This is a genomic window from Microbacterium sp. (assembly GCF_049661145.1).
In the GTDB taxonomy this organism is placed as follows: domain Bacteria; phylum Actinomycetota; class Actinomycetes; order Actinomycetales; family Microbacteriaceae; genus Microbacterium.
This window is the reverse complement of sequence record NZ_JBASZT010000041.1, coordinates 1-23369: the sequence shown is the minus strand read 5'-3', so window position 1 is coordinate 23369 and position 23369 is coordinate 1. Positions and strand designations below refer to the sequence as shown.

The following is a 23369-nucleotide window of genomic DNA, read 5'->3' as shown; positions in this document are numbered from 1 at the left end:
CCGGCGCCCCGGGGTGACCGGTCCACCACCTGTTCGGAGGCGCCGATCCGCGGATGCTTCGGCATCCGACCCGCGCTTCGGCGCCCCTCGACGGCGCGGATGCGGCGGGTGGGTGGGGAACGGCTGGGAGTGCGGTCATCCGACGGCGATGGCCGTGACCGCGCCGATAGGATAAGCGTCAGTCGATGGGAGTCCTATGGAATGGCTGATCCCGGTTCTGATCGTCGTCGCGCTGGTGGTGATCGTCGGCATCTACCTGTGGGCGACGTACAACTCGCTCGTTGCGCTGAATGTGCGCGTGGACGAGGCGTGGAGTGACATCACTGTCCAGCTCAAACGTCGCGCCGACCTGCTGCCCAACCTGATCGAGACCGTGAAGGGATACGCGGCGCACGAGAAGGCGGTGTTCGAGAACGTCACCCGCGCGCGAGCCGAGACGCTCTCGGCGGGCTCTCCCGCCGAGGCGGGAGTAGCCGAGGGGCACATGCAGCAGGCGCTGAAGTCGCTGTTCGCCGTCGCCGAGGCCTATCCGCAGTTGCAGGCGAGCCAGAACTTCCTGCAGCTGCAGCAGTCGATCGTCGATACGGAAGACAAGATCCAGGCCTCGCGGCGCTTCTACAACGGGGGCGTCCGCGAGCTCAACACCAAGATCAAGGTCTTCCCGAACAACCTCTTCGCCCGCAACCTCGGCTTCCATGAGCGCGAGTTCTTCGAGGTCGTGGACGGCGCGGCGATCGCCGAACCGCCGCGCATTCAGTTCTAACGCGAAAGTCTCGCGACATGAGCCAGACCTTCTCGCCCCACGGCGCGGCAGCGCCCCTGAAGAGCTGACCCGATGTACTCCGCGATCGCGCGGAACAAGCGCAACACCTGGCTGATTCTCGGCGGTTTCGTCGCCGTGCTCGGACTCATCGGTCTGGCCGCGGGATGGCTCGCGGGCAACAACTGGTGGGTCAGCGCATTCGTGCTGGTCGGCGCCGCAGGGTATGCGACGGCGCAGTACTTCCTCGCCGACCGCGAGGCGATCGCGCTGTCGGGTGCGCAGGTTGTCACGCGCGACGAGGCGCCCCGCTACTACCGGCTCGTCGAGAACCTGTGCATCACGACCGGCACGCCCATGCCCACCCTCTACGTCGTCGACGATCCGGCCCCGAACGCCTTCGCCACGGGGCGCACTCCCGACAAGGCCGCGATCACGGTTACGACGGGACTGTTCGAGCTCATGACCGACCGCGAGCTGGAGGGCGTGCTGGGGCACGAGCTCGGTCACATCCGCAACTACGACATCCGGGTCTCACTCGTCGTGTTCGGCCTGGTCGTGGCGGTCGGCCTGATCGCCGACGTCCTCATGCGCGTCGCGTTCTTCGGAGGCGCCCGGCGCGGCGGCAACAATCAATCGCAACTGCTCTTTCTCCTCTTCGGCGTCGTCGCCGCGATCGTCGCCCCGCTGCTGGCGGGGATCGTGCAGGCATCCGTCTCGCGCCAACGCGAGTACCTCGCCGACGCGACCAGCGCGCTGACGACCCGCGACCCCGACGGGCTCGCGTCGGCGCTCGGCAAACTGGGGAAGTACGGCCGCCCGCTGGCGAAGCCGAACACGTCGATGGCGCACCTGTGGATCAGCGATCCACTGCGGCCGGGTGCGGTCTCACGGCTGTTCGCGACCCACCGGCCCATCCCCGACCGGATCGCCCGGCTGCAGCACATGGGCGATCGATTCTAACTCGAAAGTCTCGCAACATGTGCCAGACTTTCTCGCCCCACGGCGCGGCAGCGCCCCTGAAAAGCTGATGCGAAAGTCTCGCAACATGTGCCAGACTTTCTCGCCCCACGGCGCGGCAGCGCCCCTGAAAAGCTGACCCGAAACTCACTCGCTCACACCACGCGCTCGTGGCGCTCACCGCCGAGCACGCTCGCGAGATCGTCTGCGGCGTCTCCCCACCGTCCGACCGAGATCGACTCCAGGCCCTGCCACCGCGCGGCGGAGCGCAGTGCATCCGCGATCCGCTCGACATCCTCCCGCGGATGGGCGGCTTCCGCCGCCGGCTGCTCCCACCACGCCGACTGCACGCGCAGCGTTGAGCGTGCGCGATCGGCTTTCAGGTCGACGCGTCCGACGACGTCGTCGTCCCGCAGCACCGGCAGGCTGTAATAGCCGTACCGGCGCTGCGCGGCGGGAGTGTAGATCTCGATGCGGTAGTCGAAGTCGAACAGGCGCTGCGCGCGCTCGCGGAACCACACCACCGGATCGAAGGGTGTCAGGATCGTCGCACCCTCGATCCGGCGCGACAGCTTCGCATCGCGATGGCGCCACGCGGGCAACGACCGGCCCGCGCGCTCCCACCCGATGACCCGCACCGGCTCCAGCTCGTGGGCGTCGACGAGGTCGGAGACCGCCCCGAGGATCGCGCCGCGATCGCGGATGCGCCAGTAGTCCGCGAGATCGGATGCCGTGGCCACCCCCGACGCGCGGGCCGCCCGCCGCACCAGCTCACGGATGGCGTCGTCACGGGGCACCTCCGTGCGCTCTTGATCGGGGATCACCTGCTCGGCGAGCGCGTAGACCCGCTCGAACCCGCGACGCCCCGCGATCGCGACCTCGCCGAACAGCCACAGGTACTCGAGGCTGTTCTTTACGGCATCCCAGTCCCACCACGGGCCGCGCGAAACCCGGCGCAGCTCGTGGTCGAACTCGGCAGGTCGCAGCGGCCCCCGCGCCGCGAGTTCGTCGCGCACCCACTGCACGATCGGCGCGTGATGCTCGACGAAGCCGTCTGTGCCGGGGCCGTACTTGTCGCGCATCGCCCGCATGCGAAACGCGAACAGCCCCCAGTCGCGGCGCGGGATGAAGGCGGCCTCGTGTGCGCGGTACTCCGTGTAGGGTCCCCCACGAGCGAGCACGAGGCGGTCGAGGCGTGCCGTGTCGTAGGGACCGAGCCGGGAGAACAGTGGCAGATAGTGCGATCGGGCGAAGACATTGACGGAGTCGATCTGCAGTGCCGCCATCCGCTGCAGCGCGATGTTCATCGTACGCACGCCCGGGTCGGCCGCATCGAGGCTCGACGGCCTGGCGCGCCCGAAGCCCTGGGCGGCCAGCGCGATGCGTCGCGCCTGGGGGCGGGTCAGCTGCGGCGAGCGAGAGGTGGTGGGCACGAGCCACAGCCTAGACACCATCACGGACATGCCCGCAGTGCGGGCCTGCGCGAGCCAGCTCTCCGCTCCACAGCACGCCCTTTCGGCATCCGTGGCACCCGCGGCAAAGGCGCGGTGCGGCATATGCGGCGCCCTAGACTGGCGGGATGACCGGCTCCGACGACACCGCGAAGCAGCGGGAGCGCGGCACTCTGCTCGACGTCCTCACGGGCCGCCGTGTCTCGACCGAGATCGACGCAGGCCTGCCGCGGGGCCTACGGGTCGCCACCGCGTACGCCTGGCGCTTCGTCGTGCTGGCGGTGGCCGTCGGCATCCTCATCTGGCTCGTGATCCAGCTCAAGCTGCTGGTCATCCCGTTGATGGTCGCCATCCTCGTGACGGCCCTGCTGTGGCCGGCGTTCACGTGGATGCTACGGCGCGGCGTGCCGCGGTGGCTCGCCATCGTGGCGTCGGTGGTCGGGACGCTCGCGATCGTCGGTGGCCTGCTGTGGCTGGCGATCTGGCAGATCACACAGCAATGGCGGAGCGTGCGCGACAAGACCGTCGCTGCGATGGACCAGTTCCGGCAGTACCTCATCGACGGACCCCTGCACCTGACGCCCACCCAGATCGACGACCTGCTGAAGCAGGCGGGGACCTATCTGCAGCAGCAGGCCGAGGTGCTGTGGTCGGGAGCGCTGGTCGTCGGGTCGACGGTCGGCCACGTCGCGACCGGCGCCGTGCTTGCCCTGTTCATCCTGCTGTGCACGCTCGCCGACGGCGCCGGCATCTGGCGGTGGGTCGTGCGCCTGTTTCCGCGGCGTGCGCGCACGGAGGTCGACGGTGCGGGCCGGGCCGGCTGGGCGACCGTCGTGACCTACGCGCGCACGCAGCTGCTCGTGGCCACGATCGACGCGACCGGCATCGCCCTCGGCGCCGCCCTGCTCGGTGTACCACTGCCCATCCCGATCGGAGTGCTCGTCTTCCTCGGCGCCTTCGTGCCTTTCGTCGGCGCCATCGTGACCGGTGCGCTCGCCGTCTTTCTCGCGCTCGTCTACAACGGACCGTGGATCGCGCTGTGGATGCTCCTCGTGGTCTTGGCGGTGCAGCAGATCGAGGGACACATCCTGCAACCGCTGCTCATGGGCTCGGCCGTCAAGGTCCACCCCCTCGCCGTCGTGCTCGTCGTCGCCGGCGGCGCCATGATCGCCGGCATCCCCGGCGCGCTGTTCGCTGTGCCGCTGGCCGCGTTCATCAACGTCGTCGCGGTCTATCTCGGCCGACATCGCGACGGCGCAGGTCCCCCGCTGTCGCCCGGCGATGCCGATCTGATCTGGAGCACCGTGCCGCGCAGCAGGAGGACCCCCGCGTGAACATCCCGACCCTGGCGGAGTTCGAGGACGCCGCCGCCGTTCTCGATGGCGTGGTCGTCAAGACCCCTTTCGACGTCTCCGAGCACCTCACCGAGGTGCTGGGCGCCCCGGTTCACCTCAAGCTCGAGAACCTCCAGCGCACCGGCTCGTTCAAGATCCGCGGCGCCACCTATCGACTCTCGCGCCTGACTGCGGAAGAACGCGCGCGCGGAGTGGTCGCCGCCTCCGCCGGCAACCACGCCCAGGGTGTCGCGCTCGCCGCACAGAAGCTCGGCATTCCCGCGACGATCTTCATGCCGCTCGGCGTGCCGGTGCCGAAACTCCTCGCGACGCGCGGTTACGGCGCCGAGGTCGTGCTGGAGGGCGCGACCGTGGAGACCCCGCTGCGCCTGGCCGCGGAGTACGCCGAGCGCACTGGCGCCGTTCTCATCCACCCGTTCGACCACCGCGATGTCATCATCGGTCAGGGGACGCTCGGCCTCGAACTGTGGGATGCCGTGCCCGAACTCGACACGGTCGTCGTCGGCATCGGCGGGGGAGGTCTTATCGCCGGCGTCGCGGCCGCCGTGAAGGCGAGGGCCGTGGCCGTCGGTCGAACAGTGCGCGTGATCGGCGTGCAGGCCGAGAACTCCGCCGCCTACCCGTCCTCGCTCGCGGCGGGCGAGCCGCTGACGGTGCCGACCACTCCCACGATCGCCGACGGCATCGCCGTCGCCCGTCCGGGAGATGTGCCCTTCGAGATCATCAGCGAACTGGTGGACGAGGTCGTCACCGTCAGTGACGACGACATCGCCCGCGCGCTGCTGGTACTGCTCGAGCGTGCCAAACAGGTCGTGGAGCCGGCCGGTGCGGCAGGAGTCGCGGCCATCCTGTCGGGCAGGGTTGCGGCGAACGGGCCGACCGCAGTGATCCTGTCGGGCGGCAACATCGATCCGCTGCTGCTGCAGCGCGTCGTGGCGCATGGCCTGGCGGCATCCGGCCGCTACATGACCCTGCAGATCCCGCTGCCCGACCGGCCCGGCCAACTCGCCCGGGTCTCCGAACTGCTCGCCGTCGCCGGAGCCAACGTCATCGAGGCGCTGCACACCCGTCACGGGCAGGGCCTGCAGATCAGCGAGGTCATCCTGCAGCTGAGCGTCGAGACCCGCGGTGAAGAGCATCGTGCGCACGTCATCGCCCTGCTGGAGGAGGCCGGATTCCGCCCGCACGTCGTCCCGGACTGAGCGGGAGGTTCAGCCGGGACGACGTGCGGCAGCGACCCGGCTCGAGTCACTGCCCGCTGTAGGTGTCGACCTTCAGGATCTCGACGGCGATCTCCCGACCGTTGGGAGCCGTGTACGACGTCTTCTCGCCCTCCGCGAGACCGAGGATCGCGGTGCCGAGCGGCGAAGCTTCGCTGTAGACGTCGAGCTCCGATCCCGCCGCGATCTCGCGGCTGCCGAGGAGGAACACCTCATCGCCGCCCGCGACGATCGCCGTGACGACGGTGCCGCTCTTGACCGTGCCGTCGGATTCGGGGGCCTCGCCGACGACGGCCTCCTTCAGCAACTGCTGCAGCGTGCGGATGCGTGCCTCCTGCTTGCCCTGCTCGTCTTTGGCGGCGTGATAGCCACCGTTCTCCTTGAGGTCGCCTTCTTCGCGCGCCGCCTCGATGCGCTTGGCGATCTCCTCGCGGCCCGTCGTCGACAGGTGCTCCAACTCGGCCGCGAGTCGGTCGTAGGCGTCCTGGGTGAGGAAGGTCTCCGTCTTCTCGGGCACGTTCGTCTCCTTTGGTCGAGTCGGATCGGGGTGGTCCAGGCGGGGTGTAAGCCAAACGCCCCGGCAACGGCCAGGGCGTGTGTATCGGATTAGCTCTTCTCACGGGCGCTGCCGCGCCGGAGGAGTAGCGAAGCCGCCTCGTGTAGAGACACTTCTCCGTCAGCCTACGGGATCCAGCACGAGGGCACCAAACCCGTGGTCGCCTCCGCCGTCGTAGGCACCGTTTCGCGGAACGCCCGTGTGTGCGCCGGACCGGCCGGATACTCGACCACTCGCCACCCCACGATGCCATGCTCGGTGTCCTGCGCCTCGATGACGCAGCTGACGGGCTCGCCCTGCCGCAGGGTCACTTGGAAGTCGACGGTCACGCGGTGCGGATCGATGAGCTGGAAGCCCGTGACGTCGACGTCGACGGCATCCATCGACCGCGCCACGGTCGTCCAGCCGAGGTAGGCGACCGTGGCGAGGGCGAGGGCACCGACCGCGATCCACGCCCAGCGACGACCCCGGATGCCGCGGGCACGGCCATAGCGGTCGTCGAGCTCCTGCGGCGTACGGGCGAGGGTCATGACACATCCGGAGGTTCTAGGCTGGACTTCCAGGCTAGCTTTTCAGGGGCGCTCCCGCGCCGTGGAGTGGCGAAAGCCGCAGGTCCCGGGAGGGACACTTTGGTACCAGGCGCTCCGCGCGGAACTGAGGAACGATGCTCGAACTGCCGCTCGCGCTGGTGCGAGACGCCTTCGCGACGCCCAGCCCGTCGATGACTGTCGATCCCGATACCGTCACCCCGGGGTTCGCAGGCTTCGCCGCGATCGCGCTGCTGGCGGTCGTCGTGATCCTTCTGATCATCGACATGCTGCGCCGCATCCGGCGTGCCGGCTACCGCGCCGAGATCCGCGAGGAGTTGGATGCCGAGGAGGAGGCGGCTCGGCAGGCGCACGCGGCCGCGGAAGCCACCGACGTCGACGATCAGGACATCGACCCGCAGCGCTGAGGTCGCGACGGGGAGCTTCGGTCGGGCCGCGCGCGCTCAGGCCGCCGCGCCGAGCGAGGGGACGAGCGGCTGCAGCGCGATCAGCAGACAGGCCGTCCAGTGGCACAGGAATGCCAGCACGGTGCATACGTGGAAGATCTCGTGGAACCCGAAGTGGCCTGGCCATGGGTTGGGTCTTTTGAGTGCGTAGACGATCGCGCCACCCGTGTAGAGCAGGCCGCCGACGATCACGAGGATCATCATGGCGAAGTTCGCCTCCATGAGGTCGACGAGATACATCACAGCCGCCCACCCCAGCAGCAGGTACAGCGCGACGTACAGCCAACGCGGGGCATGGATCCAGAAGACGCGGAACAGGATGCCGAGGAGAGCCCCCGTCCACACCAGCACCAGCAGCAGCGCACCCTTGCCCGGTGGCAGGGCGAGCACCGCGATCGGCGTGTAGGTGCCGGCGATCAGTAACAGGATGTTCGCGTGGTCGATGCGCTTGAGTACCGCCTTGGTCGTCGGAGCCCAGTCGAAGCGATGGTAGAGCGCCGAGTTGCCGAAGAGGAGAACCGAGGTCGCCATGAACACCGCGGACGCCCACTTGGCCGCCGCGCCCTCGGCCAGGACGATCAGCACGATGCCCGCGGCGACCGCGACGGGGAACGTGCCGGCGTGGATCCATCCGCGCCACGACGGCTTCAACTCCACCTGGCCGCTGACGGCCCCCGCCTCCAGCAGTGGGAGCTGGGGCATTTCGGCACCCTCATCGGGCAAAGGTCGGGTCACGGCACGAGCCTACGCGCTGCCGCATGCCCCGCTGCGCACGTACCGCAGTGGGGTGGTCGTGGCGCGATAGCGTAGGGGGGTGACATCGAGCACCGGGAGCGAGGGCAGGGGCTTCCTGTATCGCCTCTACAGCTCCCGGCTGCGTAAGGTGCTGACGCCCCAAGCGGTGCCGCACCACGTGGCCATGATGATCGACGGCAACCGCCGCTGGGCACGGCAGGCGGGGTTCCCGACCGCCGCGGACGGCCACCGCGCCGGCGCCGCCAAGATGCATGAGTTCTTGCGGTGGTGCGATGACCTCGGCATCCGCGTCGTCTCGCTGTATCTGCTCTCGACCGACAACCTGCGCAAGCGCGACTCGAAGGAGCTCGCGGACCTCATCGAGATCATCGCCGAACTCGCCGACGCCCTCTCCCGCGAGCCGGGGTGGCGCGTGCAGCACGTCGGCCGGGAGGACATCCTGCCGGCTGATCTCGCGCGCGTGCTGCGCACCGCCGCGGAGCGCACCGCGGGGAACACCGGCCTGCATGTGAATCTCGCGGTCGGCTACGGAGGCCGCGGCGAGATCGTGGATGCCGTGCGGAGCATCATCGCGCAGCACCAGTCCGGCGGCGGCTCACTCGAAGACCTGGCTGCGAGCCTCACGCCGGAGCAGATCGGTGAACACCTGTACACCGGCGGACAGCCCGACCCCGATCTCGTGATCCGCACGTCGGGGGAGCAGCGACTCAGCGACTTCCTGCTGTGGCAGTCGGCGCACTCGGAGTTCTACTTCGTCGAAGCGCTCGGCCCGGACCTGCGTGAAGTCGACTTCTTGCGTGCCATCCGCGACTACGCGACGCGCGACCGCCGTTTCGGCGGCTGATCGGCTCCCGACCGGCCGTGGTGCGCCCGGCGGCGTCCCAGGTGCACGAGGGCCGGTGGTGCCACAATGGCAGGCGTGAGTGAACTGGAAGCCCTGATCGAGACGTTCGACGTCGCCGCCGGCTACCTCGATTGGGCGGCCTTCGGTCCGTTGTCGCCCGGGGTGCGGGCGGAGATGAGCGCCGACGCGGAACTCCTCGGCACCGGTCGCCGCGCCGGCATCGATCTGGTGGCCGCGCGCGTCGATGAGGCGCGCGAGCTCGTCGCCGCCGTCCTCGGCTGCGCGGTGGACGAGGTGACGCTGCAACCTTCGACGACGCTAGGCCTCACTCATGCCATGCAGGGGCTCGGTGGGACCGTCGTCCTCTCGGCGCAGGAGTTCCCGTCGCTGCGGGTCACGGCGCGCCGCGCCCAGGATGCTCGTGGACGACTGACCGTGCGCGAGATCGACCCGTTCGACGGGATCGTCACGGTCGACGACGTCGCCGAGGCCCTCAACGACGACGTCACCGCCGTCGCCGTGAGCCTCGTCGATTTCCGCACCGGCGCCCTGGCGGACCTCCCGGCGCTGCGGGAGCTCATCGGCGACCGGCTGCTCATCGTCGACGCCATGCAGGCCTTCGGCATGGTGGACGTGGACTGGGCCGCCGCCGACGTCGTCTGCGGCAACGGGTACAAGTGGCTGCGGGCCGGGCGCGGCACGGGTTTCGCGCGCTTCTCGCAGCGCGCCCAGGAACGCATCAAACCGGTGCTGTCGGGTGTCTCCGGGATGCGGGGCGATGTCGGCGCGGCGGGCTTCCCGACGCGCACGGATGCCGACGCGTACACGATCTCCTCGGGTGATCCACTGGCCGCCTCGCGTCTGGCGGCGGCGCTGCGGGAACTGACGGATGCCGGGATCCCCGCCGTCGCGGCCGAACTGCGCTCGCGAGCGCACGACGTCATGATGCTGGCGGATCACCACCGCCTACCCGTGCTGACGCCACGCGGCCGTCACGCCGGCATCGTAACGCTGCTGCCGGACCCGCAGGATGCCGCACCGCTCGCGGCGGCGCTGGCCAACCACGGCGTCACGGTGACCGCGCGCGGCGCGACCATCCGCCTGTCGGTGCATGTGGGAACCGGGGCCGACAGTCTGCAACTGCTCGACGATGCCCTCGCCCAGGCGACGGCGTCGCGTGTCGTCGTGGTCGACACGCAGACCGGGGAACTCGATGTCGGGGTGCTCGACCTCCTCGAGGACTACGAGCTCGAACTCGATGACGACGTCACCGGTGTCCCACCGGAGGCGGCCGACTCCGCGGACGATGTTCTGGTCGCTGAGCTCGAGCAGAGCCCGATCGTCGTGGCCCCCGACGACGAGAGTTAACATCCTCGTCATCTGCGCGCGGCGTGTCGAGGATGCCGAGGGGAGTCCGTCCGTCGTACCTTCGTGACATCGGGCAGGGCGCCCGGTCGGGTCGGCCATCCACTGACTCGTGGCTCGCGGCCGACTCGAGATTTCCGGGTGAGACCCCCGGGGCGGGAGTGGGTTGTGACGACACGAGCACCACAGCAGCAGCGGCAGAGCCACCGGCATGTCGAGGACATCGCCGATGAGGAGCTTCGCACCTACGTGCTGGACACTTCGGTCTTGCTGAGCGATCCGCGGGCGTTCTTCCGCTTCGCCGAGCACTCCGTCGTCGTCCCGGTCGTGGTCGTGACCGAGCTCGAAGGCAAGCGGCACGACCCCGAGATCGGCTACTTCGCCCGTCAGGCGCTGCGTCATCTCGACGAGCTCCGCGTCGAGCATGGTCGCCTCGATTTTCCCGTACCGGTCGGCGAGGGCGGGACGCTGCGCGTCGAACTCACCAACACCGACCCGTCGGTGCTCCCGGCGGGCATGCGTCTCGGTGACAACGACACGCGCATCCTGGCCGTCGCGATGCACCTCACGCACGAGGGACAGGAGGTGACGGTCGTCTCCAAGGACCTTCCCATGCGCGTCAAGGCGGCGTCTCTCGGCATCCACGCCGAGGAGTACCTCGCGGAGCAGGCTGTCGACAGCGGCTGGACCGGCATCGCGGACATCAACGTCTCGGGCGATGAGATCAGCGACCTGTACGAGACCGAGGTCGCCGCCAGCGACGAAGTGAAGGGTCTGCCTGTCAATACCGGGCTCGTCATCCACTCCGAGCGCGGATCGGCCCTCGGTCGCGTCACCGGTGACGGCGGCTACCGTCTCGTCCGCGGCGATCGTGACGTCTTCGGTCTGCACGGGCGCTCGGCGGAGCAGCGCATCGCGATCGACCTGCTGCTGGACCCCGAGGTCGGCATCGTGTCGCTCGGCGGCCGTGCCGGCACGGGGAAGTCCGCACTCGCCCTGTGCGCAGGTCTGGATGCCGTGCTCGAGCGGCAGCAGCAGAAGAAGATCATCGTCTTCCGCCCGCTGTTCGCCGTCGGCGGGCAGGAGCTCGGATACCTCCCCGGCGACCAGGCCGAGAAGATGAACCCGTGGGGCCAGGCGGTGTTCGACACCCTCGGCTCGGTCGTCTCGGGCAACGTCCTCGAAGAGGTCGTCGCCAGGGGGATGCTGGAGGTGTTGCCGCTGACGCACATCCGCGGGCGGTCGCTGCACGATGCGTTCGTGATCGTCGACGAGGCGCAGTCCCTCGAGCGCAACGTGCTGCTCACCGTGCTGAGCCGCATCGGCCAGAACTCGCGAGTCGTGCTGACGCACGATGTCGGTCAGCGCGACAATCTGCGCGTCGGTCGGCACGACGGCATCGCGTCGGTGATCGAGACCCTGAAGGGTCACAACCTTTTCGGTCACGTCACGCTCGTCCGCTCGGAGCGCTCGGCGATCGCCGCGCTCGTGACCGACCTGTTGGAGCAGGGCGAACTCAGCTGACGGCCACGGCGTTTCGACTCGTCACTGCGCTCCTCGCTCAACGCCGCTACTGCCAGCGGTAGCCCTCGCCACGCACTGTCACGATGTGTTCCGCGCCGAGCTTGGTGCGCAGGTACCGCACGTACACGTCGACGATGTTCGATCCCGGATCGAAGTCCAGGCCCCAGACGCGGCTGAGGAGCGTTTCGCGGGTCAGCACGGCGCCCGGATGGCGCATGAACTGCTCCGCCAGGGCGAACTCACGCGCCGACAGGTCGATCTCCCTTCCGGCCACCGTCGTGCGCCGCGCGAGGATGTCGAGGCGCACCTCGCCGTGCGTCAACACCATCGTGATCGTGCCGGTGCGCTCGCGCATGCGCGAACGCACGCGCGCCGTCAACTCGGCGACCGAGAACGGTTTCGGCACGTAGTCGCTGGCCCCGGCATCCAGTCCCTGCACGGCGTCGGCCGCGGCGCTGCGCGCCGTCAGCATGATGACCGGCAGCGTCTCGCCGGCGGCCCGCAGGCTTCGCAGCACTTCGAAGCCATCCATCGACGGCAGTCCCACGTCGAGAATGACCAGGTCGATGTCGCCGACGAGCGCTCGTTCCAGCGCCGCGTGACCGTTGTCGGCGTCGACGGTGTCGAATCCTTCGGCGCGCAGGGCCCGGGTCACGAGGGAGAGGATGTGCGGCTCATCGTCCACGACGAGGATGCGGGTCATTCGGAGGCCTCTCGCTGCAGAACCACGTCTCCGGCGCGGACCGGAGTCGGAAGGGTCGCGCGGGTCCCGGTCGGGATCTCCATCGTGAAGGTGGCCCCACCGCCCGGTGTGTCGGCGACGGTGCATCGGCCGCCGTGCGAACGCGCAATGGCGTCGACGATGGCAAGGCCCAGACCAGAGCCCCCGACGGTGCGTCGCCCGAACCCGCGGTCGAATCGGCGAAAGATCCGATGCCGCATGGCGGGGGGGATGCCGGGACCGTGGTCGCGCACCCACAATTGCGCGCCGGAGGGGTGCACGGCGCTGCCCACCTCGATCGGGGAGCCGACCGGCGTGTACTTCGCGGCGTTATCAGCCAGCTGCAGCCACGCCTGGAGCAGCCGGTCACGATCACCGCGGATGATGCCGTGGGCCGTCTGCTCGGTAGCCCAGTCGTGTCCGGGAATCACCGCTACGAGCTCTGAAACGCGGTCGGTGAGCGTCGCGAGCTCGAGGTCTCCCATGATGAAGTGGTCGGTCTCGACGGCGGCGAGCAGGTCGATGTCGCCGATGAGCCGTGTCATCCGGTCCAATTCGGCGATGCCGAGTTCGCGGATCGCGGCGACGTCCTCCGGATCAGTGGGATCCATCACCTCGAGGTGCCCGCGCACGATGGTGATCGGCGTCTTGAGCTCATGGCGCACGTCGTCCAGCAGCCTGCGCTGCGTATCGAACGACCCCTCGGCCGGTTCGGGCGCCGGGGCGTCGTCGAGCAGCGTCCAGCCCACGACCCCCGTGACCGCAAGGGTGATTGCAGCGGATGCCGAGAAGACGGTCACCCCGGTCCACGACAGCGGCAGGGGCGTGGCCGCGTGGACGACGAGCAGAGCCACGGCGGTGACGGCGAACCCCGCCGCGACGACCGCGAGCATCAGTCCCAACGTCCGCATCCGGCGCACCGGGGCGGTTGGCATGGCGCTGACCTTGCGGTTCACTCTCCGATTATCAACCCGGCCGGGTCATCGACAGCACGTCGAGCTTGTCATCGAGCTGCCGCTCGGTCAACTCGCCGCGCTCGACGTAGCCGAGGTCGATGACGGCCTCGCGAACGGTGATTCCCTTCGCCACCGCATGTTTGGCGATCTTCGCGGCCGCTTCATACCCGATGAGCTTGTTCAGCGGTGTCACGATGGACGGTGACATGCCCGCGAAGGCGGCGGAACGGTCGAGGTTGGCTTCGAGCCCGGCGATGGTCTTGTCGGCGAGCACGCGCATCGCGTTGGACAGCAGTCGGATCGACTCCAGCAGCGCCGTTCCCATGACGGGGATCGCGACATTCAACTCGAACGAACCGGATGCGCCGGCCCACGCGACGGTCGCGTCATTTCCGACGACGCGTGCGCACACCATGAGGGTCGCTTCGGGGACCACCGGATTCACCTTGCCGGGCATGATCGACGATCCCGGCTGCAGGTCCGGGATGTGCAGTTCGCCGAGCCCGGTGTTGGGGCCCGAGCCCATCCACCGCAGGTCGTTGTTGATCTTCGTGAGCGAGACCGCAATCGTGCGCAGGACGCCGGATGCCTCGACGAGCCCGTCGCGGTTCGCCTGCGCTTCGAAGTGGTTCTTCGCCTCGGTGATGGGCAACTCGGTCTCGGCGGCCAGTAGTGCCAGAACCTTCTGCGGGAACCCGAGAGGCGTGTTGATCCCGGTGCCCACGGCGGTGCCGCCGAGCGGCACTTCGCCGACGTGGGGAAGGACCCCCTGCACCCGCTCGATGCCGAGGCGGATCTGCCTCGCGTACCCGCCGAACTCCTGGCCGAGGGTGACCGGCGTGGCGTCCATGAGGTGCGTGCGGCCGGATTTCACGGCATCCTTCCACAGCTCGGCCTTCGCCTCGAGAGCGACCGCGAGGTGATCGAGAGCCGGGATCAGGTCGTCGATGAGGGCCTGCGTGACCGCGATGTGCACGGAGGTCGGGAACACGTCGTTGGACGACTGCGACGCGTTGACGTGGTCGTTCGGGTGGACCGCGGCACCGAGGTGCGTGCTCGCCAGGGACGCGAGCACCTCGTTCATGTTCATGTTCGAGCTCGTTCCGGAACCGGTCTGGTAGGTATCGACCGGGAAGTGGGCGTCGTAGCGCCCCGTGATGACCTCGTCCGCGGCCCACGCAATGGCATCCGCGATGGCGGCGTCGAGTGTGCCGAGTTCCTTGTTGGCGAGGGCCGCCGCCTTCTTGATGCGCGCCAGTGCCGCGATCTGCGTCGATTCGAGCCCCGTGCCGGAGATCGGGAAGTTCTCGACGGCGCGCTGGGTCTGGGCGGCGTACAGCGCGTCCTTCGGCACGCGCACCTCGCCCATCGTGTCGTGCTCGATTCGGTACTCGGCGGTGTCGGTCATAGCGGTCACGTCCTCGTTTCCTGGTGTGTTCGTCGGTGGTGGGTCTCAGGCGTCGAGTCCGACCATCACATGGGGAATCGCTCGGCCTTCGTTCAGGCGGTAGTTGGCGCCGACGATCGCGAGGCTCCCCGCGGCGACGGCGTCGGAGATCAGGCGCGAGCTCGCCAACACGTCGTCGATCGTGTTGCCGAGATGCGCACGGCCGACGAGCTCGGCGTCGAGCTCGCGGGGGTCGATCACTTCGCTGCCGCGCAGCACGCTGCGGGCGGCGGGCACGATCTTGGCGATGAGGCGCCAGATGTGCGGTGGCAGCTCGGGGGACTCCAGCGCGGTGGAGTCGATCGCGGCGCGGACGGCGCCGCAGTCGTCGTGGGCGAGGACGATGACGACCGACACGTCGAGCACGGCGACGGCATACTCCAGACTCGCAATGGCGGAGTCCGACGCGACCTGTCCGGCGTTGCGCACGACGAACAGGTCGCCCAGACCCTGATCGAAGATGATCTCGGCTGCCAGGCGCGAGTCGGAGCAGCCGAACAGCGCCGCGCGCGGCTTCTGCGCGCTCGCGAGCTCGTGCCGCCGGTCCACATCCTGGCGCGGATGCCGGGGAGCGCCCGACACGAAGCGCTCGTTGCCCTCGCGCAACTCGGTCCATACGGTAGCGGGGCTCGGCCGCTCGCCGATCGGTCTCATCGGGTCGTCTCCTCGCGCAGGCTCAGGATCTGGTCTGTGACACCGGCGGCCGCGACGGCGGCTGTGGCCGCGTCGGTGGCTCCGTAGATCAGGACCGTGTCGGCCCCGGCATCCGTCGAGATCGCGTAGGACAGCGCGTCGGTGCGCGAGGACGAGGGGATCTCGTACTCGTGCCACTCGATCCCGTCGATCGTCACGGCGTCCGTGGGAGCGAGACCGCCGAGGATCCGGGACGTCCACGACTCCGGAGCGTCGATCCCCTGCGCGACGCGCACGAAGCCGCTTGGCGGCGCATAGACGACGCGCCACATGCCGCCCTCCATGCGCGCGGAGTTCGCACGCCAGTTCTCCGGCACGGTCGGTACGAGCACCGTGTGTCCGACGGATGCCGAGGCGTTCTCGGCGGCAGCGGCGACATCGACCGGCTCAGGCTCGTCGAAGGAACCGCGCGGCACGCCGAAGTACACGATGGCGACGACCGCCAAGGTGACCAGGAGCGCGGCGACGAGGTTGCGGACGGTCTTGCTCTGCCGATACGCCTGCGATGACTCGGCCTTGCGTTCGGCGGTCTCCTGCGGCGTCTCGGGCCGACCGAGCTCGGCGACGATGCGCGGTCCCGAAGCCATCACGACGCGGCATCCGTGGGTCGGGCGGCATCGAGCATGCGCTTCGCGCCGAGCAGCCATTCCTCGCAGCGGGCGGCGAGGGCCTCGCCACGGGTCCATAGCGTCAGTGACTGCTCGAGCGTCGGCGCGCCCTGCTCGAGTTCGGCGACAACGCGCACGAGCTCATCTCTCGCCTGCTCGAATGTGAGGCCGGCGACGTCGGTGGCGCTGTCGCTGGTCATGGCTTCCATCTTAGGACCGCCTCAGGACACGTCCGACTCGGGGACGGGACCCTCGGAGCGCGCGGCGAAGGCGCCCTCTGCGACGGTGATGGTGACCGCCGTGCCCATCGGTGCCTGCGCCGCGTCGCGAACGATCACACCGTCGCCGCCGTGGGCGATGGCATAGCCGCGTGCGAGGGTCGCACCGGGTGAGAGCGCGCGCAGCGACGCGCGCAACTGGGCGCACTGGCGATCCGCAGCATCCAAACGACGCGTCACGACGTCGCGGCCGCGCGAGACGAGCGTCCAAAGTTCGTGCGAGCGCGTCGTGAGGATCGACTCCGGCGTGCGCAGCACGGGGCGCGAGCTCAGCTGTTCGAGCTGCGCGATGTCGTGGGCGATCCGTTGCGTGAGCCGGGTGCGCGCACGGGCGCGCAGTTGCTGCACGAGCGCACGCTGCTCGGCGACGTCTGGGACGACGCGCTTGGCGGCATCGGTCGGAGTCGATGCGCGCACGTCCGCGACGTCATCGAGCAACGGGTGATCGTTCTCGTGCCCGATCGCCGAGACGATGGGCGTGGATGCCGCCGCCACCGCGCGCACCAGCCGCTCATCGCTGAAACCGAGCAGCGCCTGCGGGTCGCCCCCGCCGCGGGCGATGATGATGACGTCGACCTCGGGGTCGGCATCCAGCACCTGCAGCGCTGCGACCGTCTCGGGGACGCACCGTTCCCCCTGCACCGCTGCATGGATCGTGCGGAACCGCACCTGCGGCCACCGCAGCTCGGCATTGCGATGCACGTCCTTCTCGGCGTCGCTTCGCTGTCCGGTGATGAGGCCGACGACGTGCGGCAGGAAGGGCGGCCGCGTCTTGCGCGCAGGATCGAACAGCCCTTCGGCGCGCAGTTGCGCGCGCAGTCGCTCCAGGCGCTCCAGCTGATCCCCGAGTCCGGTGTGCCGCATCGCGGAGACGGTGAAGGTGAAGTCGCCGGACTTGACGAAGTAGTCGCTCTTGACGCACGCGACGACACGATCGCCGGTCTTCAGATCATCAGGCAGGCGCTGGAGTGTGGAGGACCACAGCCGGAACGAGATCAGGGCATCGCCACCGGCATCCTTCAAGCGCCCGAAGACGTGTCCGCCGCGGAGGTTCCATGCTGTGATCTCGCCCTCGACCCAGACCGATCCCCAGTTCGCGACGAAGCCGCGGATCGTCTCGTTCAGCCGCGAGACCGATGTCGGCGCATCGGGGGAGGAGTCCCGCGGGTGCACCGAGTCCGGCGGTGGCGCCTGGCCCGGGGCGCGGCTCCGGGTGGGCTCGAACGAGGCCATGGCAACCCTTTCCGCCGCGCGTGCGGCCACCGCTCAGCGTGCGCTCTCTACAATCGAGGGGTGACCAGCACCGCCGTCCGCCTTCCCACGCCCCGGATTCCGGCGATGGTATCCGGAGTGGTTTCCGGTCCGCACGGACGGCTTCAGGATAACCCGGTCCCCGGACACAAGAAGGTGCTGCTGGCCGCGCCGCGCGGCTACTGCGCGGGGGTCGACCGTGCCGTGATCGCCGTCGAGAAGGCGCTCGAGCGCTACGGGGCGCCCGTCTACGTGCGCAAGCAGATCGTCCACAACATCCACGTCGTCACCGAACTGGAGGCCAAGGGTGCGATCTTCGTCGATGAGGTCGACGAGGTCCCGACCGGTGCGCACCTCGTCTTCAGCGCGCACGGCGTGTCGCCGGCGGTCGTGAACGCGGCATCCGCTCGCGGACTGCGGGCGATCGATGCGACATGCCCGCTCGTGACGAAAGTGCACCGCGAGGCGGTGCGGTTCGCGCGCGACGACTTCGAGATCCTGCTGATCGGGCACGGCGGTCACGAAGAGGTCGAGGGCACCGCGGGGGAGGCACCCGAGCAGGTCACCATCGTGGGCTCGCCCGACGAGGCAGACCGCGTCGTCGTGAAGGATCCCGCCAAGGTCGTCTGGCTGTCGCAGACCACCCTGTCGGTCGACGAGACCATGGAGACGGTGCGTCGGCTGCGCGAGCGGTTCCCCGAACTGCACGACCCCCCGTCCGATGACATCTGTTACGCGACGCAGAACCGGCAGGTCGCGATCAAGAAGGTGGCGAAGGATGCCGACCTCGTGATCGTGGTGGGATCGTCCAACTCGTCCAACTCGGTGCGACTCGTCGAGGTCGCCCTCGAGTACGGCGCGCGGGCGGCTCACCGCGTGGACTACGCGCACGAGATCCAGCAGTCGTGGCTCGACGGCGTCGCCACAGTCGGCGTCACGAGCGGCGCCTCGGTCCCCGAGGTGCTCGTGCGGGACGTGCTCGCGGCGCTCGCCGACGCCGGGTACGCGGATGTCGAGCAGGTGCGTACTGCCGAGGAGGACCTCATGTTCTCGCTCCCGAAGGAGTTGCGGCAGGACTCCAGCGGACAGCGTGACGAGCGTGCCCTGGGGGGAAGGTCGCGACCGTGACCGATGCGGACCCGCCGCCGGACGAGCCGCGGCCGCGCCGTGCTGAGCCACCTGGGCCCAGTCCTCGTTATGGCGAGTATGCGACGCCCGAAGAGCAGCGCGCGGCGATTCGCGAGCCGCTGCCGCAGGTCTCCGCATCGCCGGCTCCGGCGCCGGTCTCGCACCGGCATCCGCACACGGCCGTGGCCGCGCGACCGTCGCGTACCGCGGACCGGATCATCACGCTCGCGCTGCTGGGTTACGGTCTCGTCACGGTGATGAGCACCGTACCGCAGTTGTGGGATTTCGCCGAGTTCGCGCAGACGTGGATGCGTCTCGCGGGAATCGACGCGACCTTCACCAACACCACCCAGGGGGAGGTGTGGGGTCGGATCGGCGCGATCGCTTTCCTCGTCGGGTGGGTGGCGACGGCGCTCATCTCGTGGCGATCCCTTATGGCGCGGCGCGTGAGCTGGTGGATCCCGCTCGTCGGCGCGATCGCGACGTTCGTTGTTGCGAGCGTGTGCCTGACCGTGCCGCTGCTGGGCGACCCGGCCATCGCGGGCTCCCTCGGCGCGTAGCCGGTTCGGCGGGCGCGAGCGGCAGCCCGCTCCCGCCCGGGCTGCCGGCTTCGGTCGATGCACCACCGGGGCTTGCCGGGTTCTGCCGGAATCGCGGGCCCTGGGACGATCATTCACGGCAAGTCGGTGAATCGTGGCGCCGCGCAGCGCGCGCGAGCCCTCCGCATCCGTCTTTCGAGTCACGTGAAAGCGGCATGGGCGCCCAAGTTTCCGGGGCGCGCATGCCGCTTTCGACTGCGCGGGCGTCGGGTGGTCAGGCGCTGATGGAGTGACCGGCGGAGCCGAGCTGCTGGGTGGCTTCGACGACGCGGGCGGCCATGCCGGATTCGGCGACCTTGCCCCACGCGCGCGGGTCGTATGCCTTCTTGTTGCCGACTTCGCCGTCGACCTTGAGGACGCCGTCGTAGTGGGTGAACATGAAGCCCGCGACCGAGCGGGTGAACGCGTACTGGGTGTCGGTGTCGATGTTCATCTTCACGACCCCGTTGGCCACGGCGAGGGCGATCTCTTCCGGAGTGGAGCCGCTGCCGCCGTGGAAGACGAGGTCGAGCGGCTTGACCCCGGTGCCGAACTTCTCGGCGATGCCGGCCTGGATCTCGCCGAGCAGTTCGGGCTTGAGCTTGACGTTGCCCGGCTTGTACACGCCGTGGACGTTCCCGAAGGTGAGCGCGGCGATGTAGCGGCCGTTCTCGCCCAGGCCGAGCGCGTCGACGAACTTCGCGACATCGCCGGTGGTCGTGTAGAGGGCGTCGTTGGTCCCTTCGTGCTTGACGCCGTCCTCTTCGCCGCCGACGACACCGATCTCGACTTCGAGGATCGCGTTGATGTTCTTGATGCGCGGCAGCAGTTCCTTCGCGATCTCGATGTTCTCGTCGAGGGGGACCGCCGACCCGTCCCACATGTGGGACTGGAAGATCGGGTTGCGGCCGGCTTTGACTTCTTCTTCGGATGCTGCGATCAGCGGCAGCACGAAGTCTTCGAGCGCGGGCTTGGGGCAGTGGTCGGTGTGGAGGGCGACGGTGATCGGGTAGCTCTTGGCGACCTCGGTCGCGAACTTCGCGAACGCGAGTGCGCCGGTCGCGCGGGCCTTGACGGTGTGGCCGGCGAAGTAATCCGCACCACCGGTGGTGACCTGGATGATCCCGTCCGAACCCGCCTCGGTGAGCCCCTGCAGGACGGCGTTGATCGACTGCGAGCTGGCGGCGTTGATCGCGGGGAACGCGTAGCCCCCGGCCTTCGCACGGTCCAGCATCTCGGCATACTGCTCGGGGGTGGCAACTGGCATTTCTGCTCCTCAGGTCTGCGTGGATTGCACGCTCAGCCTAGCGAAGCACCCCGCTCGGCGGCGATGGGGTGGCCAGGCAAAAGGTGCCGGCAGTGGGCTTGCACCGCCAGAAAGAAACGCGGTTCCTTCCGCGCGCCGCGGGTGGAAACTCGCCCGAAGTGGACCGTCGCGGCCTAGGCTGGCGGCATGGTTAGTCTCAGTGCCGATATGAGCCCGTTGCATCCCGACCGTAACCTCGCATTGGAGCTGGTGCGGGCGACCGAGGCGGCCGCGATCCGGTCCGTCCCGTTCATCGGGCGGGGGCAGAAGGAACTCGCCGACGGTGCCGCCGTCGACGCGATGCGCGCGTTCCTCACGACGGTCAACTTCGACGGCGTCATCGTGATCGGTGAGGGCGAGAAGGACAACGCGCCCATGCTGTTCAACGGCGAGCACGTCGGCACCGGCCGGGGGCCGCAGTGCGACGTCGCCGTCGATCCCATCGATGGCACGTCGCTGACCGCGGAGGGACGCAACAACGCACTGTCCGTGCTGGCGGTCTCCGACCGTGGCTCGATGCTCGATGCGTCGAGCGTGTTCTACATGGACAAGATCGTCACCGGCCCCGCCGGTGTCGGCGTCGTCGACATCCGCCTCCCGGTCGCGGAGAACATTCACCGCCTCGCGAAAGCCCTCGGCAAACCGGTCGATGAGCTCGTCGTGTCGGTCCTCAACCGGCCTCGCCACGCACGGCTGATCGAGCAGATCCGGCAGGCCGGTGCTGGCACGCGTCTGATGAGCGACGGCGACGTCGCCGGCGGGATCAACGCGGCACGCCACAATGCCCGCACCGACATGTGCATCGGCGTCGGCGGCAGTCCCGAAGGCGTCGCGACCGCGTGCGCGATCAAAGCGCTCGGCGGACACATCCAGGGAAGGCTGTGGCCACGCGACGACGACGAGAAGCAACGCGGGATCGACGCCGGCCTCAAACTCGACGACCACGTCTACGAAGCCGACGACCTGGTCACCGGCAAGAACACCATCTTCGTCGCCACCGGCGTCACCAACGGTGAACTCGTCGCCGGCGTCCGACGCGACGGCGACTTCATCTACACCGAATCCGTCGTCCTCCGCGGACACTCCGGCACGCTCCGCAGAATCACCTCAGAACACCTCACCTCGAAATGGCTCTGAACGGCTGAGACACTTGCCCGGGTTGCGCACAGGACATGACGGCATGCGTCTGGCAGAATGTGAGTCGGTGTCACCGGCGACACGTTCGTCATATGTCATCCGGGAGTCAGAGTGTCCACAGCATCGAGCAGTCCCAGAACGAGCCAGGTCACGGTTCCCGTGGACCCCGCACGACGACCCGATGTGCTGCTGCGGCGACGCCTGCCGGACGGCCATCAGGTCAACGCCTGGTGGATGATCGGCGCCTTCGTCGCGGTGTCGCTGTCGGTCATCGGCCTCCTCAACTTCTTCCCCGGCGGCTGAGCCGCCTCGGCTACAGCCGGTCGCGCACGTCGCCGAGGTCCGCGGCGATAACGTCTGTGAGCTCCGGCGCCACGAGCTTGCGGGGAATCTTCTCGATGGCTGCCGGCCCCGCCGTCGCGTCGAGCTTCGTGTCGTCGATGCCGGGGAACCGCCGCGCGCTGACGAGGACCCGTGATTCGAGCGACCCGGCGAAGCGGTTGTAGCTGTCGACAGTCCGCTCGATCGCGCGGCGGAGTTCTTCAGCGTGGGCGGCGAGCCCGCCGAGGCGTTGATAGAGCTCGTTCCCGAGATCGAACAGCCTCCGTGCCTCGGTCGAGACATCCTGCTGCGTCCAGGTGTAGGCGACGGTCTTGAGCACCGCCCACAGGTTCACCGGTGATGCGAGGGCGACGCGGCGGGAGAACGCATAGTCGAGCAGGCTCGGATCCGCTTCGAGTGCGGCGGCCAGCAGCGACTCGCTGGGGATGAAACACACGACGAACTCGGGACTGGAGTCCAGCCCCGACCAGTACCGTTTGCCGGCGAGGGCGTCCACGTGCGCGCGTACCGCCTTGACGTGCTTCTGCAGGAGTTGCGCCCGACGGGCGGCCTGCTCTCCCTGCGCCGTGACGGGGATCGCGGATGCCTCGAGGTACGCGTCGAGCGGCACCTTCGCGTCGACGGCCAGCGCCTTTCCCCCGGGCAGGCGTACGACGAGGTCGGGCCGGCCCGCCCCGGCATCCGACGTCAACGACGCCTGCGTGTCGAAGTCGACGTAGCGCGTCAGACCTGCCGACTCGACGACCCGCCGCAGCTGGGTTTCGCCCCACACACCGCGAGTCGCATTGGAGCGGAGCGCCCCCGCGAGCGACTCGGTCGTCGCGCGTAGCGCCTCATCGGCCTCGCTCGCCCGCCGCAACTGCTCGGCGAGAGAGCCGTACTGCGTGTGCCGCTCCCGTTCGAGCTCATCGACCTTGAGCTGCATGGCGTGCAGCGACTCCTGCACCGGCGCCAGCGCCCGCAGGACGTGCTGCTCGCGCCGCTCGCGCTCCTGCTGGGCGGCCTGCTCGGCTCGCGCCTGAACACCCACCTCCCGGGTGAGGGTGCGCTGCTGGTCGAGTTGCTCGGCGAGGGAGCGTCGGGAGGCCTCGGCCGCGGCGAGCCGTGTCAGAAGATCAGTGCGTTCCGCGGCGCCGCGC

Annotated in this window: 25 protein-coding genes; 12 read left to right on the top strand and 13 right to left on the bottom strand. The window is 69.0% G+C overall.

Annotated features, from left to right (window positions below; translation table 11 throughout):
• The first annotated feature begins 196 nt into the window (after positions 1–196).
• Both WBP48_RS01795 and WBP48_RS01790 read left to right on the top strand, forming a co-directional pair.
• Positions 197–763 (top strand): LemA family protein, encoded by a 567-nt coding sequence (locus WBP48_RS01795; protein WP_424435191.1) that lies wholly within the window; start codon positions 197–199, stop codon positions 761–763.
• A 72-nt stretch (positions 764–835) separates the two neighbouring features.
• Positions 836–1723, top strand: a complete 888-nt coding sequence (locus tag WBP48_RS01790) for a M48 family metalloprotease (RefSeq protein WP_424435188.1) — start codon at positions 836–838, stop codon at positions 1721–1723.
• A gap of 152 nt (positions 1724–1875) precedes the next feature.
• Here the strand turns inward: WBP48_RS01790 and WBP48_RS01785 are convergent, their stop codons facing one another.
• On the bottom strand, positions 1876–3153 hold the full coding sequence (locus tag WBP48_RS01785; protein WP_424435185.1) for a winged helix-turn-helix domain-containing protein: 1278 nt from the start codon (positions 3151–3153) through the stop codon (positions 1876–1878).
• 146 nt (positions 3154–3299) lie between these two features.
• Here WBP48_RS01785 and WBP48_RS01780 point away from each other — a divergent pair, with 146 nt between their 5' ends.
• Both WBP48_RS01780 and ilvA read left to right on the top strand, forming a co-directional pair.
• Positions 3300–4505, top strand: a complete 1206-nt coding sequence (locus tag WBP48_RS01780) for an AI-2E family transporter (RefSeq protein WP_424435182.1) — start codon at positions 3300–3302, stop codon at positions 4503–4505.
• Positions 4502–5728, top strand: a complete 1227-nt coding sequence (ilvA, locus tag WBP48_RS01775; RefSeq protein ID WP_424435179.1) for a threonine ammonia-lyase — start codon at positions 4502–4504, stop codon at positions 5726–5728. The genes WBP48_RS01780 and ilvA overlap by 4 nt, the downstream gene beginning before the upstream one ends.
• 46 nt (positions 5729–5774) lie before the next feature.
• Here the strand turns inward: ilvA and greA are convergent, their stop codons facing one another.
• Entirely contained in the window at positions 5775–6263 is a 489-nt protein-coding gene (gene greA, locus WBP48_RS01770; RefSeq protein ID WP_424435176.1) for a transcription elongation factor GreA, read from the bottom strand.
• Positions 6264–6427: 164 nt separating this feature from the next.
• Complete coding sequence (locus WBP48_RS01765) at positions 6428–6832, bottom strand: DUF4307 domain-containing protein (protein WP_424435173.1); 405 nt, start codon at positions 6830–6832, stop codon at positions 6428–6430.
• 134 nt (positions 6833–6966) lie between these two features.
• Between WBP48_RS01765 and WBP48_RS01760 the strand changes: the two genes are divergently transcribed.
• Positions 6967–7257, top strand: a complete 291-nt coding sequence (locus tag WBP48_RS01760; RefSeq protein ID WP_424435170.1) for a hypothetical protein — start codon at positions 6967–6969, stop codon at positions 7255–7257.
• 36 nt (positions 7258–7293) lie between these two features.
• Here WBP48_RS01760 and trhA read toward each other — a convergent pair whose 3' ends face one another.
• A complete protein-coding gene (gene trhA, locus WBP48_RS01755) occupies positions 7294–7998 on the bottom strand; it encodes a PAQR family membrane homeostasis protein TrhA (RefSeq protein WP_424435167.1) in 705 nt (234 codons plus the stop codon).
• Between the two features lie 112 nt (positions 7999–8110).
• Between trhA and WBP48_RS01750 the strand changes: the two genes are divergently transcribed.
• The 3 genes from WBP48_RS01750 to WBP48_RS01740 all read left to right on the top strand — a co-directional run bounded on the left by WBP48_RS01750 (position 8111) and on the right by WBP48_RS01740 (position 11785).
• Entirely contained in the window at positions 8111–8896 is a 786-nt protein-coding gene (locus tag WBP48_RS01750; RefSeq protein ID WP_424435164.1) for an isoprenyl transferase, read from the top strand.
• Positions 8897–8971: 75 nt separating this feature from the next.
• The gene (locus WBP48_RS01745) at positions 8972–10264 is read left to right on the top strand and encodes an aminotransferase class V-fold PLP-dependent enzyme (protein ID WP_424435161.1); all 1293 of its coding nucleotides are present in this window, start codon (positions 8972–8974) and stop codon (positions 10262–10264) included.
• Between the two features lie 165 nt (positions 10265–10429).
• Positions 10430–11785, top strand: a complete 1356-nt coding sequence (locus tag WBP48_RS01740; protein WP_424435158.1) for a PhoH family protein — start codon at positions 10430–10432, stop codon at positions 11783–11785.
• A 46-nt stretch (positions 11786–11831) separates the two neighbouring features.
• On the opposite strand, the gene WBP48_RS01735 is transcribed toward WBP48_RS01740, so the two are convergent.
• The 7 genes from WBP48_RS01735 to xseA are packed head-to-tail and all read right to left on the bottom strand — an operon-like array spanning position 11832 to position 17721.
• Positions 11832–12488 carry a response regulator transcription factor gene (locus WBP48_RS01735; protein ID WP_424435155.1) on the bottom strand — a complete coding sequence of 219 codons (657 nt, stop codon included), beginning with the start codon at positions 12486–12488 and terminating at the stop codon, positions 11832–11834.
• Positions 12485–13441 (bottom strand): sensor histidine kinase, encoded by a 957-nt coding sequence (locus WBP48_RS01730; protein WP_424435152.1) that lies wholly within the window; start codon positions 13439–13441, stop codon positions 12485–12487. Before WBP48_RS01730 ends, WBP48_RS01735 begins: the two co-directional genes overlap by 4 nt.
• A gap of 31 nt (positions 13442–13472) precedes the next feature.
• The gene (locus WBP48_RS01725; protein ID WP_424435149.1) at positions 13473–14870 is read right to left on the bottom strand and encodes a class II fumarate hydratase; all 1398 of its coding nucleotides are present in this window, start codon (positions 14868–14870) and stop codon (positions 13473–13475) included.
• 45 nt (positions 14871–14915) lie between these two features.
• Positions 14916–15563 carry a carbonic anhydrase gene (locus WBP48_RS01720; protein WP_424435146.1) on the bottom strand — a complete coding sequence of 216 codons (648 nt, stop codon included), beginning with the start codon at positions 15561–15563 and terminating at the stop codon, positions 14916–14918.
• On the bottom strand, positions 15560–16189 hold the full coding sequence (locus WBP48_RS01715) for a DUF4245 family protein (RefSeq protein WP_424435209.1): 630 nt from the start codon (positions 16187–16189) through the stop codon (positions 15560–15562). The genes WBP48_RS01720 and WBP48_RS01715 overlap by 4 nt, the downstream gene beginning before the upstream one ends.
• The gene (locus WBP48_RS01710; protein WP_424435143.1) at positions 16189–16419 is read right to left on the bottom strand and encodes an exodeoxyribonuclease VII small subunit; all 231 of its coding nucleotides are present in this window, start codon (positions 16417–16419) and stop codon (positions 16189–16191) included. Before WBP48_RS01710 ends, WBP48_RS01715 begins: the two co-directional genes overlap by 1 nt.
• 12 nt (positions 16420–16431) lie before the next feature.
• Positions 16432–17721: an exodeoxyribonuclease VII large subunit gene (gene xseA, locus WBP48_RS01705; protein ID WP_424435140.1), complete on the bottom strand. Its 1290-nt coding sequence runs from the start codon at positions 17719–17721 to the stop codon at positions 16432–16434.
• Between the two features lie 105 nt (positions 17722–17826).
• Between xseA and WBP48_RS01700 the strand changes: the two genes are divergently transcribed.
• A complete protein-coding gene (locus WBP48_RS01700; protein WP_424435206.1) occupies positions 17827–18867 on the top strand; it encodes a 4-hydroxy-3-methylbut-2-enyl diphosphate reductase in 1041 nt (346 codons plus the stop codon).
• Positions 18864–19427, top strand: coding sequence for a DUF6264 family protein (locus WBP48_RS01695; protein ID WP_424435137.1), 564 nt, complete (start codon positions 18864–18866; stop codon positions 19425–19427). The genes WBP48_RS01700 and WBP48_RS01695 overlap by 4 nt, the downstream gene beginning before the upstream one ends.
• Before the next feature lie 253 nt (positions 19428–19680).
• Here WBP48_RS01695 and fbaA read toward each other — a convergent pair whose 3' ends face one another.
• A complete protein-coding gene (gene fbaA / locus WBP48_RS01690; RefSeq protein WP_424435134.1) occupies positions 19681–20712 on the bottom strand; it encodes a class II fructose-bisphosphate aldolase in 1032 nt (343 codons plus the stop codon).
• A 186-nt stretch (positions 20713–20898) separates the two neighbouring features.
• Here fbaA and glpX point away from each other — a divergent pair, with 186 nt between their 5' ends.
• Together glpX and WBP48_RS01680 are read left to right on the top strand one after the other, a co-directional pair.
• On the top strand, positions 20899–21888 hold the full coding sequence (gene glpX, locus WBP48_RS01685) for a class II fructose-bisphosphatase (protein ID WP_424435131.1): 990 nt from the start codon (positions 20899–20901) through the stop codon (positions 21886–21888).
• A 111-nt stretch (positions 21889–21999) separates the two neighbouring features.
• The gene (locus WBP48_RS01680; protein ID WP_424435128.1) at positions 22000–22191 is read left to right on the top strand and encodes a UDP-N-acetylmuramyl pentapeptide phosphotransferase; all 192 of its coding nucleotides are present in this window, start codon (positions 22000–22002) and stop codon (positions 22189–22191) included.
• 10 nt (positions 22192–22201) lie between these two features.
• Here WBP48_RS01680 and WBP48_RS01675 read toward each other — a convergent pair.
• A partial coding sequence (locus WBP48_RS01675) for a DNA recombination protein RmuC (protein WP_424435125.1) occupies positions 22202–23369 on the bottom strand: 1168 nt, incomplete at its 5' end.